This window comes from Kitasatospora sp. NPDC023385, assembly GCF_055664045.1.
Map to the genome: position 1 here is coordinate 1 of NZ_JBVOOL010000018.1, position 14,780 is coordinate 14,780.

A 14,780-nucleotide genomic window follows, 5' to 3' on the forward strand; every position below is an offset into this window, starting at 1 on the left:
CCGCAACCCGGCATCCCGTCACGACGTCGGCAAGACCATCAAACGCGAACCCACGCTCCAGGCCCACCTCGCCGCGCGAGGTTAAACGTCAAGCTAAGCGTCAACCGCGCAGCGCCCGGTCGTCGAGCCTGCGTAGCAGGCCGGGCAGGTGCCGGTACTCGTCGCGGAGCGCGGCCAGCCGCTGCCGGAACTCAGAACCGCGCCCGACGTGGTCGCAGGCATCACGCAGCTCGACCATGAGGGCCACTGCGATGTCGTAGCGCGCCACCTGCTTACGGGCGACGTGGTTTGCAACCTCGCGCCAGATCGCTTCCTCCTCGGCGGCCAGGGCGGTCAGCTTCGTCGCCCGCGCCTCGACTCGAACCCGCTCGGCGCGCTGCCGGCGCTCCGTGACTCGCGCATGCGCTGCGTCCAGCAGTTCCGCGGCGGAGCGCTGCCCCGGCACGGTCACGGCAGACGGTTCGCCGCGCAGTCGGCGCACGAGTTCGGCTCTCAGCTGAGGCTCATCACCCAGCGCGAAGCGCACCAGGAGGTCGTCCTTCTCCTTCTCGGGAAGCGCGGCGATCAGCGGCGCCAACTCCTTCTTCCCGGGTCGCTTCCGAGGGGCGGGGGCGGGCGGGCTGACCTGGGCGGCGACCGCCAGCAGGTCGGCGTCGACGCGCAGGAAGTCCGCGAGCGCTCGCTGCGGCGCGGTCAGCCGGTCGAGCCCGGCCGGGACCGGGGGCTCGACCGCGTCCTGGTAGGCCTCCTCGTCGTCCTCCTGGAGTGCCCAGGCGCTGATGGCGGACAGCCATGCGAGGTACAGGGCGCGGTGATCACCGGCGGCCAGCTCGGCCCGCACCCCGGCGATGGCACCGAGTGAGTCTTCGGCGCCCTCCTCCCAGTCGCCGCTCTCGTCCTCGCTGCGCAGGTCCAGGACGAGGTGGGTCTTGGTCGTCCACGCCTCGACGCACTCGTCGAAGCAGTACGGCTCCAGCGCCCGCAGCGGGAGCTGCCCCTTGGGCAGGCGCAGGATCACCTGATGGGTACCCCAATTTGTCAGGTACAGGTGGGCGTCGTAATACTGCTCCACCATCCGCCGAGGATCGCCGCGCAAGTTGCCCCACTGATACCCGTTGGTGAAGCTGGTCGCGGTGATCCGGGCCCGGGTGGACAGCGATCGCAGCTGCCCCTGCTCGTCGCTGGTCAGCGGCCGGTCGATCGCCAGGAACTCGTAGTACTGGTACTCGCTCATCGCCCCGCGAGCCTAACGGGAATGCCGATCCTCGATGATGGAGTCCTCAAGCCCTGAGCAGACAGGAAGCAGCGATGGAACCCGAGCAGCCACGCACCGTCGAGCAGGTCCGAGGGCTCGTCAGCTGGATCGGCGCGGGACGCAAGCTCACCCAGACGGGCAAGGTCACCCTCGCGGACGCGCGGGCCCTGGTCGCTCTTCTGGAGACCGACGACACCATCGACCCGGCCATCGGTGACAGGACCTTCAAGACCAAGTCCAGCCAGGAGCTGTACCACCTGAACCTGCTGGTCGAATGGGCCAAAGCAGCCCGACTGCTGCGGGTCACCAGCGGCCGCCTGGTGCCCGTCAAGAAGAACGCGCGCGTACTGGAGGACCCCGAGCGCATCCTCGACGCGCTGTTCGAGGCCCTGCCGCGCATCGGCGAGGCGGTACTCCCCTCCGGGTGGCTCGGCTCCCTGCTCGCGGAGGAGTACCCCGGCGGGCTGCGGGCGGTGCTGACGAGCCTCTACGCCACGGACCTCCCGGTGCCGGAGCAGAAGCTGCGGACTTCGGTGTGGGAGACACTGTCCGGGTTCTTCGTCCTCGACGACCTTCCCGAGGACCGCCTTCGCCTCCTGCGCCAGAGCAACGACCGCGACGTGGACCGCCTCCTCGCCACACTCAGGGGCCTCGGGGCCGCCCAGCCGACCGGCAAGTCCGTCACTCTCACCTCGGCCGGCCGTCAAGCCATGGCTCGGCTACGGGGGAGCCACGCCTTGGCGACCCGGTCTACCAGCTCCGCATCCAACTCGCCGATGCGGAACAGCCTGCGGTGTGGCGCCGCGTCCAGGTACCGGCAGGCATCCGCCTCGACAGGTTGCACCAGGTCATCCAGGCCGCTATGGGCTGGCAGAACTGTCACCTGCACGCGTTCAGCGCGAACGGCGTCCGGTACGGACGCCGCTCCAGCGAACTGGACTTCGTGGACGAGACCACCGCTGTCCTGGACAGCCTGGTCAAGGAAGATGGAGTCCTCGATTACGACTACGATTTCGGTGACTCGTGGGAGCACAGCATCACCGTCGAACGCCGGATGACAGCCGAGGCCGGCCACCACTATCCCGCCTGCGCGGACGGCGCCGGAGCCTGCCCTCCTGAGGACTGCGGCGGCCCGGGCGGGTACGAGGACCTCAAGCGGACCCTCCAGGACTCCGCCGCCCCGGAGCACGAGGACCAGCTTCGCTGGCTCGGTCTCACGACAGCAGCCGACTTCGACCCGGCCCACTTCGACCTGCGCGAGACCAACCGGCAACTGCGCACCCTCGGCTGGTGAGCGCGGTCCGATGCCGTGACTCCGGTTGACGCCAACGCTGACGCCAACCACCGTGCACTGTGACGTCCGTAGCCGCACTTCTACGGACGGCAGGACAGCTCAAAACAGGGCGTATCGACGCTCCGGCTTGGCCTGAAAAGCGGAAGATCGCCGGTTCGACCCCGGCCCTGGCCACATCGCCTGACCAGGCACGATGCCCTCGAAGCAGTTCGCTTCGGGGGCATTTTCGTGCGCTACGGGCGATGTCGCTCCCGGTGCCGGACTACCCTGAGGACGTTGCCCGGCGCACCCCAGGAGACACCGCGCATGAACCCGGAGCACTTCGCACTCCTCGACGAAGCCCGCCGGAGCCTGCCCGACGGATTCAAGGTCGAGATCTCGGGCGACACCATCGTCATGACGGTCAGCCCCTCGGGCATCCACCAGCGGAACCTGCTGCTGGTCCGCCGCCAGTTCGACGCCCACGCACCGGCCGAACTCCTACCGAGCGAGAACACCGACCTGGTCTCGCCCATGGTCGGCAAGAGCCGCAACCCGGACCTGACCTACCTTCCGAGTGAGGCGTTGGAGACGTCCGACAACCAGGTCCCGTCCGAGCTCGCCGCTGTCGCCGTCGAGCTGGTCTCCCCCTCGAACCCGGAGAACGACTGGGTGGGGAAGGTTCGCGACTACCCGTTGATGGGCATCCCGCTGTACTTGTTGGTCGACGCGAGGCAGAAGACCGTCACCCTGTTCAGCCGCCCCGACGGTACGAAGTACCACCGCCGCGAGGACATCGAGTTCGGTGAGACGCTGCCCATCCCCGAGCCGTTCGGCTTCGACCTGGTCACGGCCGGCCTGCTGCCGTACTGACGCACGCCGGCCCGCCTGCCGCAGTCCTGACCGGCTCGGCGCCGGACGGACCGTCAAGGACGAAGGCCGGCCCCCGGTTGAGGGCAGCCACGGCCCACCGCCCCGGCGCGAGGTCAGGAGGTGCCTCTCCGGGGTGGCGTGGGGCCCGGAGGCGACCACGACCACCGCGGAGCCGCGCGCGCCCCGCCCGTGAGGCCGGCGGGCCGGCTCAGGAGGTGCGGAGCCAGCTGGTTCTGGTGTCCAGCACCGAGCCGTCCGCCGCGTAGGAGGTGACGGCCTTGGCGTCGGTGCCCGGCTTCGCGATGACGGCGTAGTAGCGGAACGGGGAGTCCCCGACCGCGACCGGCACCGCCTCGGTGGAGCCGCCGGTCTGCCATTCGACGACGATCCGCGCGACCTCGGACCGGACCCCCTCGATCACGACCGGCGGGAGGCTCGACCGCGCGCCGTGCTCCAGGCCGAGCGATGCGCCGCCGACGGCGGCCGGGTACCCGCCCGGAGCGGAGACCCGGTGCACCGAGTCGTCCGCCTGCCGCCTGCCGTCCACGGTGTAGTAGAGGTTCGCCGCGTCGAGGAGCGGGTCGAAGTTCCGGTCGGCGTCCGCCTGGGTGACGGGCCGGACGTCCGGGTTGGCGGCGTGCCGCTCCATCTGAATCAGCCGGGCCTGTTTGAAGGCGGCCTCCTTGGTCTGGGCGGCCGGCCACAGGGCGGTCCAGGCCTGCCAGGTGTGGCCGTTCGCCGTGCCTTCGCCGACCTTGACCCGGGCTGGGCTGAGCGGATCCCGGGCGGGTGCGCTCGTGGTGGCCGCCGCGGCGGCCGTGGCGGAGACCGCGGTGCCGGCCGAGGCGGCCACCGCCACGGTCGAGGCCGCCTGCCGGCCGCGCTCGCCGAGCGCCGCCCCGCCGCCGAGGACCGCCGTGACCAGCACGGCGGCCGCCCCGGCGGTCAGCAGTCGTCGCCGCCGCAGGCGCCGCCGGCCGCCGGCGACCAGCCGGTCGTACGGGACCGTACCGGTCTCGACGCTCCCGGCCAGTTCGCCGAGGGCCCGTACGGCCGCCCTCTCGTCGTCGGCCGCCGTGTCCGCGGGCAGGAACTCGGGCAGGAACTCGGGCAGGAACTCCTTGCTCATCTTGCGCCTCCGATGCTGGTCAGTTCGATGAGTGAGGAGGCTCCCCGGAGTTTGGCCAGCCCGCGGGCGGCCTGGCTCTTCACCGTCCCGACCGAGCAGCCCATCGCCGCCGCGGTCTGGGTCTCGGAGAGGTCCTCCCAGTACCGCAGCACCACGGCCTGGCGCTGGCGCGGCGGCAGGCCGCCGAGCGCGTCGAGCAGCACGGCGCGGTCGTCCGGGTCGGCCCAGGCCGGTACGGGCCGGTCGGGGACGGCGTGCACCAGGTGTTCAGGGGGTCTGCGCCGGAACCGGCGGGCGTGCTCGTTGATCAGGATCCGGCGCACGTACGCGTACGGGTCGTCGGCCGCGCGGACCCGCGCCCACGCCACGTAGGCCCGCTCCAGGGCCTGTTGGACCAGGTCCTCGGCGCCGTGCCGGTCCCCCGCGAGCAGGTACGCGGTCCGGAACAGCCGGGACCACGTGCCGCCGGCGAACGCCCGGAACTCCTCGTCCCGTGCGGTCTTCTGGGCTCCCATTGAGCACCTCCTCACCCCCCAGAGCCCACGGGGGGCGCGGACCGTTGCCCGGCGTTCGCGATTGGCCACCGGCGGCTGTGACACTGGAGGGGCTCGAAAACCGAGGTGCGCTCCGCCGTGCCTCCTTGCGAACCTAGAGGGATGCCCGCAGTGAGTTCTCCCGCAGTCCAGTCCGCCCCCGCGCCCGCCGAGGGCCCAGGAATAGGCGAGCTGGCCGCCCGCCTGCCCGAACTGACCCTGCGCGACCAGGTGCGGATCGGCCGCCGGCTGGAGGGGGCCCGCCGGGTGCGCAAGCCCGATGCCCGGCAGAAGGTCGCCGCCGAGATCGCCGCGGACATCGACCGCGCCGAGCTGCTGGTCGCGCGGCGCCGCAGCGCCGTCCCGGCGATCCGTTATCCCGCCGAGCTGCCGGTCAGCCAGAAGAAGGACGAGATCCTGGCGGCGATCCGGGACCACCAGGTGGTGATCGTCGCAGGTGAGACCGGGTCCGGCAAGACCACCCAGATCCCGAAGATCTGTCTGGAGCTCGGCCGCGGCGTGCGCGGTCTGGTCGGCCACACCCAGCCGCGCCGGATCGCCGCCCGCACGGTGGCCGAGCGGGTCGCGGAGGAGTTGGACAGCCCGCTGGGCGAGGCCGTCGGCTGGAAGGTCCGGTTCACCGACCAGGTCGGCCCGGACACCCTGGTCAAGCTGATGACGGACGGCATCCTGCTCGCCGAGATCCAGACCGACCGCGACCTGCAGCAGTACGACACCCTGATCATCGACGAGGCGCACGAGCGCAGCCTCAACATCGACTTCATCCTCGGCTACGTCAAGCAGCTGCTCCCCCGCCGCCCCGACCTCAAGGTCGTGATCACCTCCGCGACCATCGACCCGGAGCGCTTCGCCCGGCACTTCGGCGACGCCCCGATCGTCGAGGTCTCGGGCCGCACCTACCCGGTGGAGGTCCGCTACCGGCCGATCGTCGACGACGACGCCGAGGAGCAGGACGAGGTCGACCGCGACCGCGACCAGGTCCAGGCGATCTGCGACGCCGCCGAGGAGCTGCAGGCCGAGGGCCCGGGCGACATCCTGGTCTTCCTCTCCGGCGAGCGCGAGATCCGCGACACCGCCGACGCCCTCAACCGGCTGAAGCTGAGGAACACCGAGGTCCTGCCGCTGTACGCCCGGCTGAGCTCGGCCGAGCAGCACCGGGTGTTCCAGCGGTCCGGCAGCCGCCGGATCGTGCTGGCCACCAACGTGGCCGAGACCTCGCTCACCGTCCCCGGCATCAAGTACGTGATCGACCCGGGCACCGCCCGGATCTCCCGCTACAGCCACCGCACCAAGGTGCAGCGGCTGCCGATCGAGGCGGTCAGCCAGGCCAGCGCCAACCAGCGCAAGGGCCGCTGCGGCCGCACCTCGGACGGCATCTGCATCCGGCTGTACTCGGAGGAGGACTTCCTCTCCCGCCCCGAGTTCACCGACGCCGAGATCCTGCGCACCAACCTGGCCTCGGTGATCCTGCAGATGACCGCGGCCGGCCTCGGCGACATCGCCGCGTTCCCGTTCCTGGACCCGCCGGACTCGCGCAACATCAAGGACGGCGTTCACCTGCTGCACGAGCTGGGCGCGCTGGACCCGGACGAGAAGGACCCGCGCAAGCGCCTCACCCCGCTCGGCCGCAAGCTCGCCCAGCTCCCGGTGGACCCGCGGATGGCCCGCATGGTGCTGGAGGCGGACCGCAACGGCTGCGTCCGCGACGTCATGGTGATCGCCGCCGCGCTCTCCATCCAGGACCCGCGCGAGCGCCCCGCCGAGAAGCGCCAGGCCGCCGACGAGCGGCACCGCCGGTTCACCTCGGAGACCTCGGACTTCCTCTCCTACCTGTCGATGTGGCGTTACGTCCGCGAGCAGCAGCGCGAGCTGTCCTCCTCGGCGTTCCGCCGGATGTGCAAGACGGAGTTCCTCAACTACCTGCGGATACGGGAGTGGCAGGACATCTACACCCAGCTGCGCACCGTGGCGAAGCAGTTGGGGGTGACGCTGGAGGAGCCGCATGCCACCGGGCCGGCCGAGGAGGCCGAGCCGGACGCCGACCGGATCCACCAGTCGCTGCTGGCCGGACTGCTCTCCCACATCGGCCTGTTCGACGTGGAGAAGCGCGAGTACGGCGGCGCGCGCGGCGCCCGCTTCGCGGTGTTCCCCGGCTCCGGTCTGTTCAAGAAGCCGCCGCGCTGGGTGATGTCGGCCGAGCTGGTGGAGACCTCTCGGCTGTGGGCCCGGATCAACGCCAAGATCGAGCCGGAGTGGGTGGAGCCGCTGGCCGCCCACCTGACGAAGCGCAGCTACAGCGAGCCCCACTGGGAGAAGAAGGCCGGCGCGGTGCTGGCGTACGAGAAGGTGACCCTCTACGGGATGCCGATCGTGGCCCAGCGCAAGGTCAACTTCGGCAGGATCGACCCGGAGCTCTGCCGCGAGCTGTTCATCCGCAACGCGCTGGTCGAGGGCGACTGGGAGACCCACCACCGGTTCTTCGCGGAGAACCGCAAGCTGCTCGGCGAGGTCGAGGAGCTGGAGAACCGGGCCCGCCGCCGGGACATCCTGGTGGACGACCAGACCCTGTTCGAGTTCTACGACGCCCGGCTGCCCGACGACGTCGTCTCCACCCGGCACTTCGACTCCTGGTGGAAGAAGGCCCGGCACGAGCAGCCGGACCTGCTGAACTTCGAGAAGTCGATGCTGATCAACGACGCCGCCGACGGCGTCACGGAGGCCGACTACCCGGACCACTGGCAGCAGGGCAAGCTGCGCTTCCGGCTGACCTACCAGTTCGAGCCGGGCAGCGACGCGGACGGCGTGACGGTGCACATCCCGCTGCCGGTGCTCAACCAGGTCACCGCGGAGGGCTTCGACTGGCAGATCCCCGGCCTGCGGGCCGAGCTGGTCACCGCGTACATCAAGTCGCTGCCGAAGGCGATCCGGCGCAACTTCGTACCGGCCCCGGACTTCGCCAGGGCGGCGCTGCGCGAGGTGAAGGACCGCCAGGAGCCGCTGCTGCCGTCCCTGGAGCGCGCCCTGAAGCGCCTGACGGCCGTCACCGTGCCGCCGGAGGCCTGGGACGACGAGCGGGTGCCGGACCACCTCAAGGTGACCTTCCGGGTGGTGGACGGGCGCCGCAAGCTCGCCGAGTCCAAGGACCTGGAGGAGCTGCGGCTGCAGCTCAAGCCGAAGCTCAAGGAGACGCTGTCCTCGGCGGCCTCCGGCCAGGGCATCGAGCAGAGCGGGCTGACCGCCTGGCCGACCTCCCTGCCCGTCCTGCAGCGCACCTTCGAGCAGCGCTCGCGCGGCCACGCGCTGCGCGCCTACCCGGCTCTGGTGGACGAGGGCGCCACGGTCGGCGTCAAGCTGTTCGACACCCCGGAGGCGCAGGCGCAGGCGATGTGGGAGGGCACCCGGCGGCTGCTGATGCTGACCACCACGTCCCCAGCCAAGTCGATCCAGGGCCGGCTGGGCAACCAGGCGAAGCTGGCGCTCTCGTACAGCCCGCACGGCTCGGTCGCCGCCCTCTTCGAGGACGTCGTGGCCGCCGCGACGGACCGGCTGACGGCCCTGGCGGGCGGCCCGGCGTGGGACGAGGCGGCGTTCGCGAAGCTGCACGACAAGGTGCGCGCGGACCTGTACGACCTGTCCGCGGACACCACGCTGAAGACGGCCGGCGCGCTGATCGCCTTCCACAAGGCCTCGACCCGGTTGAAGTCGGTGAGCAGCCCGGTGCTGCTGAACGCGGTGAACGACGTCCGGCTGCACCTGGCCTCGCTGGTGCACCCGGGCTTCGTGACGGCCACCGGCTGGCAGCGGCTGCCGGACCTCAAGCGCTACCTGCTGGCGGTGGACCGCCGCCTGGAGGCGCTGCCCAACCACCCGCAGCGGGACGCCCAGCAGCTGCTGAAGGTGCAGCAGGTGCAGCAGGCGTACGGGGAGCTGCTGGCGGCGGTGCCGGCCGGGCGGCAGCCGTCCGAGGAGGTGCGGGCGATCCGCTGGATGATCGAGGAGCTGCGGGTGAGCTTCTTCGCCCAGTCGTTGGGCACGCCGACTCCGGTCTCGGAGAAGCGGATCATGAAGGCGATGGAGACGGCGAGGGCGGCCCTGTGACCCGGGCCCCGCTCTGAGCTGGGCGGGGCCGCCGGGCGGGGCCTTCGGGGGCCCTCAGGTGCCAGTTCGACCTGGGGGCCCACCATGGGCTACGATCTGTCTTGTTCGCAGCGCGGCAAGCGAGTGAACGAGATCAGAAAACTCTGGTCCCGTGGAGCAGTTGGTTAGCTCGCCACCCTGTCAAGGTGGAGGTCGCGGGTTCAAGTCCCGTCGGGATCGCCGCAGTGCGAGAGGCCCGGAACCGTCAGGTTCCGGGCCTCTCGCTTTTGGCTTTTCGGCCGCCATGCCCTTACCCCGGCTAGGTCTAGACCACAAGCGACCGACCGCGTGACGGTCGTCACTTCTCTTTCCCGGAACCCGGCCCCGGCACCACCCGGCCCGAACCCCATTAATTTAATATGTAAAATTGTACAGCTATTCACTGTAAATCCCCCCCACCCCACGCGCATCAAATCGTTATCCGGAGTTCAACATTCCGGTCGGCCGACCGGAACCGGAAGCCGGGCCGGGCACGACAAAGGGGCCGCTTACCGGACCCGGCGGAGTCCGGTAAGCAGCCCCTTTAAAGAGCCTTTGGCCCATCAGGCCTCAGTGCGCTGAGCGGGAATCCCGGCCAGCAGGGCGCGCACCTCCGCCTCACGGTAACGGCGGTGACCGCCGAGCGTGCGAATCGACGTCAGCTTGCCCGCCTTGGCCCAGCGGGTGACCGTCTTCGGGTCCACGCGGAACATGGTGGCAACCTCTGCCGGCGTCAGCAGCGGCTCAGCATCAGGGGTACGAGCGGTCATGAGCGGCCTCCTCGGGAGAACCGAACCAGGGCGGTTCTATCCTTCAAATTCTGCACCTTGGCCCGCGATGCCCGAAATGGCATAGACGGGCCGAGTCGGTTATAGGACGAACGGCTTGTCCTGGTGTCTACAACTACACCATCCGTCCAGCCCTATCGACCAAACCGCCAAAATTGACCCCTCACGGGTTCAAGGCCGACGGATGGCGATGGACCACCCCATAACGGACAGTCACACGTCGATGACATCGGGTTACGGGGGGACCAGACCCTCCGTTTCCCCACAAAGCACGCATCGACTCCAGAACCACCCAAAAGTGGGCATGCTCACGTGAAGTTGGGCTGGTTGTCCCATTTTTGCACATAGGGGTAAGTTCGCGTCAACGGTGAGTAGTGTCACGTTCGACAGCTATTGACCCGAACCAGGACCTTGGTCATCGACGCCGCGGTCCCAAGGACTCTTACAGTCATACACGGGCGGTCGGACGTCAGTTCGCGTTCCGCAGCGCCGACACCCGCCGCCAGCGCCCCGTCAGGTCCCCGTACGCGCGCAGCGCCTCGGCGGTGTCCCCCGCGCGCAGCGCGCGCAGCCCCTCCTCCAGCTCCGCCGCCGAACGGTCCGCCAACAGCCGTTCCGGCCCCAGCAGATGCACCAGGCCCCCGTAGTCCAGTTCCACCAGCGAACGCGGATGGAACTCCTCCAGCCACCGCCCGACCCGCTCCGCGCCCTGCGCCAGCTCCCCGTCCGGCAGCTTCTCGCGCAGCGCCCGGTAGGCCCGCGCCACCCGCCGGCGCGCCTGCGCCATCGGCACCAGGTAGAACAGCGCCGCCGGCCGGCCGCCCCGCTCCCCTGCCACCCCCGCTCCGCCGCCCGGCGCCTCCCCCTCGGCCGCCTCCCCGGCCGGCGGCCCGCCGGCCGGCACGAAGCAGCGGTCCTCGTCCCCGAACGGCAGGAACCAGCGCACCGGCACCTCCCACCGGCTGGTGAGGATCCACGGCCGGGCGTCCGGGTGCTCGGCCCGCCAGCGCTCCCGGTCCGCCTCGGCGGCCGCCCTGGCCGCCGGCGGCAGCGCGGTGTCCAGCAGCGCCACCGGCGCCCCGGCCCGCAGCTCGTCCAGCGCCTGCCAGCTGCGCAGCCTGGTCGCCCACGGGCAGACGTACAGCACGCCGTCCACCACCCGCAGGTACGCCCGCCCGCTCTCCCGCTCGGGCAGCGCCCGGGGCGTCCGCGAAGCCAGCCCCGCGAGCGCCTCCCGCTGCTCCTCCAGCACCGCCGCCGCGACCGGCTGGCCCGCCTGCCCGGCGTCCGGCCCGTGCTCCGCCGCGTAGGCCTGCCAACGCGCCCGCTCGGGCTCCGGATAGGCCGCCAGCGGCTCGTAGACCCGCAGGTGGGCGGCGTAGGGCGGCTGTACGGAAGTGCGTACGACGGTCACGTCCTGCATGGTCGCACGAGCCGCCCGGCCCCGGGAGAGCGCGCCTGCGAACCGTTCGCGCCCGCACCGCGCACCCCTCCCGTCTCACCCCTCGGACAACCGGCGCAAGCTCGGACAAGCGGGCCGATCGGCGGCGCCCGCCCGACTACGCTTCGCCGTAGGCGCCCGCACCACAGCAGCGGGCCTTCGATACTGGAGTCACCACAGTGACCGACGTACAGACCCCCGCCACGCACCCCGCACCCGGCGTGCTCAGCAGGATCTTCCGCACCGAGCAGGACGGCGCCCCCGGCGACGGCCACGAGCAGGTCGTCCTCTGCCACGACCGAAGCTCCGGCCTGAAGGCCATCATCGCCATCCACTCCACCGCCCTGGGCCCGGCCCTCGGCGGCACCCGCTTCTTCCCGTACGCCTCCGAGGAGGCGGCGCTGGAGGACGCGCTGAACCTGTCCCGCGGGATGTCCTACAAGAACGCGCTGGCCGGGCTGGACCTCGGCGGCGGCAAGGCCGTCATCATCGGCGACCCGGCCCCCAAGTCCGAGGGCGGGGACAAGAACGAGGCGATGCTGCGGGCCTACGGCCGCTTCGTGGAGTCCCTGCGCGGCCGCTACATCACCGCCTGCGACGTGGGCACCTACGTCCAGGACATGGACGTCATCGCGCGCGAGACCGCGTTCGTGACCGGCCGCTCGCCCGAGCACGGCGGCGCCGGCGACTCGTCCATCCTGACCGCCTTCGGCGTCTTCCAGGGCATGCGCGCCTCCGCCCAGGCCCGCTGGGGCCAGCCGACCCTGCGGGGCAAGCGGGTCGGCGTCGCGGGCGTCGGCAAGGTCGGCCACTACCTGGTCGGCCACCTGGTCGCGGACGGCGCCACCGTCGTCATCACCGACGTCTCCGAGGCCGCCGTCAACCGCGTGCGCGCGGCCCACCCGGAGGTGGAGGTGGTCGCCGACACCGCCGCCCTGCTCCAGGCCAAGCTGGACGTCTACGCCCCCTGCGCCCTCGGCGGTGCGCTGACCGACGCCACGGTGGCGGCGCTGGGCGGGCTCGGCACCTCGATCGTCTGCGGCGCGGCCAACAACCAGCTGGCGCACCCGGGCGTCGAGAAGGACCTGGCCGACCGCGGCATCCTCTACGCGCCGGACTACCTGGTGAACTCCGGCGGCGTCATCCAGGTCGCCGACGAGATCGACGGCTTCAACTTCGAGCGGGCCAAGAACAAGGCCACCAGGATCTTCGACACCACCCTGGAGATCTTCACCCGGGCCGCCGTCGACGGCGTCCCGCCGGCGGTTGCCGCCGACCGCCTGGCCGAGCGGCGGATGCGCGAGATCAGCGCCCTGCGCACCGTCCTGCTGCCAGGCGCCCGCCGCGCCTGATCCGGCCGGTACCGGAATCCGGATGCGCGGGGGGCCGCCGACCGCGGCCCCCCGCGCATCACGATGTGGAACCGGATTCTCACTTCTGCGCCCGATCGGGTGATCCAGCGCCCCCCTAGGGGGGATAATCGGTCCCGGAACGACGGACCCGAGACACCTCTGGACAGCGCGCAAAACGCCGCAAAACCTCCCCTGACCTGGGAAGACCTGGTCTCGGGTGCAGTCGGTGCGCGCCACGTCACACCGACGACGTACCGTCCAGCGGCGGAAACAGGTACCGTTAATGCTCCAAGGCACGGTCCTCCCATTCGGGCAGGCCGGTCCTGATCATGAACACGTGTCAGACTCGGGGCCGTGAGCCCCATCGTTGAGGGGGTCGACCCATGGGGCGCGGCCGGGCCAAGGCCAAGCAGACGAAGGTCGCCCGCGAGCTGAAGTACAACAGCGGCGGGTTCGACGCTAACCGTCTGTCCAACGAGCTGGGCGTATCGCCGTCCACCGCTTCGATCGACCCTGAGCCGATCGAGGAGGAGGAGGAGGACGACGACCCGTACGCGGAGTACGCCGCCCGCTACGCCGACCTCGAAGACGAGGACGACAACGAGCCGGGCACCGGGGCCTCGCAGGCCTCCCGCCGCTCGTAACCAGCAGCTTCGCCGGACCGGTCCGGGCGCCCAGGGCGCCGGGCCGGTCTTCGGCGTTCCCGCGGACGGGAGCGCTGCCCGCGGCGGCCGCGGAACGACGAGAGGGCCCCTCCGGTGCGCCGGAGGGGCCCTCTCGTCGTCGGGGCCGGGTCAGACCGCCCGGAAGCCCTCGTAGGCGTTGTAGAGGGCCGCGCCGCCCTCGTACTCGTCGCCGCGCTCGACGATGTCGCCGAGCAGCCAGGCCTCCACGCCGCGGTCCTCGAGGATCGCCAGCACGGCGTCCACCGAGTGCGGCGGGACGACGGCGACCATGCCGACGCCCATGTTGAGCGTCTTCTCGATCTCCAGCGTGGCCACGTTGCCGACCTCGGCGACGGTCCGGAAGACCGGCAGCGGGGTCCAGGTGCCGCGGTCCAGGCGGGCGTGCAGGCCGTCCGGGACGACCCGGGCCAGGTTGGCCGCCAGGCCGCCGCCGGTGACGTGCGAGAAGGCGTGGACCTCGGTGGCGCGGGTCAGCGCCAGGCAGTCCAGCGAGTAGATCCGGGTCGGCTCCAGCAGCTCCTCGCCGAGGGTGCGGCCGAACTCCTCGACCTTGCGGTCCAGCTTCCAGCCGGCCTCGTTCAGCAGCACGTGGCGCACCAGCGAGTAGCCGTTGGAGTGCAGGCCGGAGGCGGCCATCGCGATCACCACGTCGCCGGCCCGGACCCGGTCCGCGCCGAGCAGCGCGTCGGCCTCCACCACACCGGTGCCGGCGCCCGCCACGTCGTACTCGTCCGGGCCAAGCAGGCCCGGGTGCTCGGCGGTCTCGCCGCCGACCAGGGCGCAGCCGGCCAGCGCGCAGCCCTCGGCGATGCCCTTGACGATCGCGGCGACCCGCTCCGGGACGACCTTGCCGACGCAGATGTAGTCGGTCATGAACAGCGGTTCGGCACCGCACACCACCAGGTCGTCGACGACCATGCCGACCAGGTCGTGACCGATGGTGTCGTGCTTGTCCATGGCGGCGGCGATGGCCACCTTGGTCCCCACGCCGTCGGTGGCCGAGGCCAGCAGCGGCCGCTCGTAGTTCTTGAAGGCGGACGCGTCGAAAAGGCCGGCGAAGCCGCCGAGACCGCCGACCACCTCGGGGCGGTTGGCCTTCTTCACCCACTGCTTCATGAGCTCGACGGCGCGGTCGCCCGCCTCGATGTCGACGCCGGCGGCGGCGTAGGTGGCGCCATCAGGGGTGTGACGCACAGCGTCTCCATGGGGGGTGGCGGTGGGCGACGGGTGGGAGGTCACTGCGGTGCGGCCCTTCCGGGTCGGGGTGGGGGTCGGAACAGCGCGGTGGGGCCCCGGGTTCCGGGGCCCCACCG

11 protein-coding genes and 1 tRNA gene are annotated in these 14,780 nt (G+C 71.2%); 6 read left to right on the forward strand and 6 right to left on the reverse strand.

The annotated features are described in order from the left end of the window. Positions 1-100 precede the first annotated feature (100 nt). Positions 101-1,234, reverse strand: coding sequence for a hypothetical protein (locus tag AC0B61_RS25410; RefSeq protein ID WP_471743051.1), 1,134 nt, complete (start codon positions 1,232-1,234; stop codon positions 101-103). Between the two features lie 295 nt (positions 1,235-1,529). Between AC0B61_RS25410 and AC0B61_RS25415 the strand changes: the two genes are divergently transcribed. Both AC0B61_RS25415 and AC0B61_RS25420 read left to right on the forward strand, forming a co-directional pair. Further along, the gene (locus AC0B61_RS25415; RefSeq protein WP_471743052.1) at positions 1,530-2,549 is read left to right on the forward strand and encodes a plasmid pRiA4b ORF-3 family protein; all 1,020 of its coding nucleotides are present in this window, start codon (positions 1,530-1,532) and stop codon (positions 2,547-2,549) included. A 306-nt stretch (positions 2,550-2,855) separates the two neighbouring features. Further along, positions 2,856-3,401, forward strand: coding sequence for a Uma2 family endonuclease (locus AC0B61_RS25420; protein WP_471743053.1), 546 nt, complete (start codon positions 2,856-2,858; stop codon positions 3,399-3,401). Positions 3,402-3,609: 208 nt separating this feature from the next. Here the strand turns inward: AC0B61_RS25420 and AC0B61_RS25425 are convergent, their stop codons facing one another. Beyond that, complete coding sequence (locus AC0B61_RS25425; protein ID WP_471743054.1) at positions 3,610-4,530, reverse strand: hypothetical protein; 921 nt, start codon at positions 4,528-4,530, stop codon at positions 3,610-3,612. After that, positions 4,527-5,045, reverse strand: a complete 519-nt coding sequence (locus AC0B61_RS25430) for a SigE family RNA polymerase sigma factor (RefSeq protein ID WP_471743055.1) — start codon at positions 5,043-5,045, stop codon at positions 4,527-4,529. Before AC0B61_RS25430 ends, AC0B61_RS25425 begins: the two co-directional genes overlap by 4 nt. A 141-nt stretch (positions 5,046-5,186) precedes the next feature. Here AC0B61_RS25430 and hrpA point away from each other — a divergent pair, with 141 nt between their 5' ends. Then, positions 5,187-9,182, forward strand: a complete 3,996-nt coding sequence (gene hrpA / locus AC0B61_RS25435) for an ATP-dependent RNA helicase HrpA (RefSeq protein ID WP_471743056.1) — start codon at positions 5,187-5,189, stop codon at positions 9,180-9,182. A 145-nt stretch (positions 9,183-9,327) separates the two neighbouring features. Continuing rightward, positions 9,328-9,401: transfer RNA gene (locus AC0B61_RS25440), tRNA-Asp, on the forward strand. Positions 9,402-9,763: 362 nt separating this feature from the next. Here AC0B61_RS25440 and bldC read toward each other — a convergent pair. Both bldC and AC0B61_RS25450 read right to left on the reverse strand, forming a co-directional pair. Next, positions 9,764-9,970, reverse strand: a complete 207-nt coding sequence (gene bldC / locus AC0B61_RS25445; RefSeq protein ID WP_014137253.1) for a developmental transcriptional regulator BldC — start codon at positions 9,968-9,970, stop codon at positions 9,764-9,766. Between the two features lie 487 nt (positions 9,971-10,457). Further along, a complete protein-coding gene (locus tag AC0B61_RS25450) occupies positions 10,458-11,402 on the reverse strand; it encodes a DUF8083 family protein (protein ID WP_471743057.1) in 945 nt (314 codons plus the stop codon). 206 nt (positions 11,403-11,608) lie between these two features. Between AC0B61_RS25450 and AC0B61_RS25455 the strand changes: the two genes are divergently transcribed. After that, positions 11,609-12,781: a Glu/Leu/Phe/Val dehydrogenase dimerization domain-containing protein gene (locus AC0B61_RS25455; protein WP_471743058.1), complete on the forward strand. Its 1,173-nt coding sequence runs from the start codon at positions 11,609-11,611 to the stop codon at positions 12,779-12,781. Positions 12,782-13,164: 383 nt separating this feature from the next. Continuing rightward, a complete protein-coding gene (locus tag AC0B61_RS25460) occupies positions 13,165-13,425 on the forward strand; it encodes a DUF3073 domain-containing protein (RefSeq protein WP_471743059.1) in 261 nt (86 codons plus the stop codon). Between the two features lie 150 nt (positions 13,426-13,575). Here AC0B61_RS25460 and purM read toward each other — a convergent pair whose 3' ends face one another. Beyond that, positions 13,576-14,661, reverse strand: coding sequence for a phosphoribosylformylglycinamidine cyclo-ligase (gene purM, locus AC0B61_RS25465; RefSeq protein ID WP_471743060.1), 1,086 nt, complete (start codon positions 14,659-14,661; stop codon positions 13,576-13,578). Positions 14,662-14,780: the final 119 nt, after the last annotated feature.

Bases quoted from the DNA above. Each gene is read 5' to 3' on its own strand.
- AC0B61_RS25420 (WP_471743053.1), top strand. From the start codon at position 2,856: ATGAACCCGGAGCACTTCGCACTCCTCGACGAAGCCCGCCGGAGCCTG.
- AC0B61_RS25430 (WP_471743055.1), bottom strand. From the start codon at position 5,045: ATGGGAGCCCAGAAGACCGCACGGGACGAGGAGTTCCGGGCGTTCGCC.
- hrpA (WP_471743056.1), top strand. From the start codon at position 5,187: ATGCCCGCAGTGAGTTCTCCCGCAGTCCAGTCCGCCCCCGCGCCCGCC.
- AC0B61_RS25410 (WP_471743051.1), bottom strand. From the start codon at position 1,234: ATGAGCGAGTACCAGTACTACGAGTTCCTGGCGATCGACCGGCCGCTG.
- AC0B61_RS25425 (WP_471743054.1), bottom strand. From the start codon at position 4,530: ATGAGCAAGGAGTTCCTGCCCGAGTTCCTGCCCGAGTTCCTGCCCGCG.
- AC0B61_RS25415 (WP_471743052.1), top strand. From the start codon at position 1,530: ATGGGCCAAAGCAGCCCGACTGCTGCGGGTCACCAGCGGCCGCCTGGT.
- bldC (WP_014137253.1), bottom strand. From the start codon at position 9,970: ATGACCGCTCGTACCCCTGATGCTGAGCCGCTGCTGACGCCGGCAGAG.
- AC0B61_RS25460 (WP_471743059.1), top strand. From the start codon at position 13,165: ATGGGGCGCGGCCGGGCCAAGGCCAAGCAGACGAAGGTCGCCCGCGAG.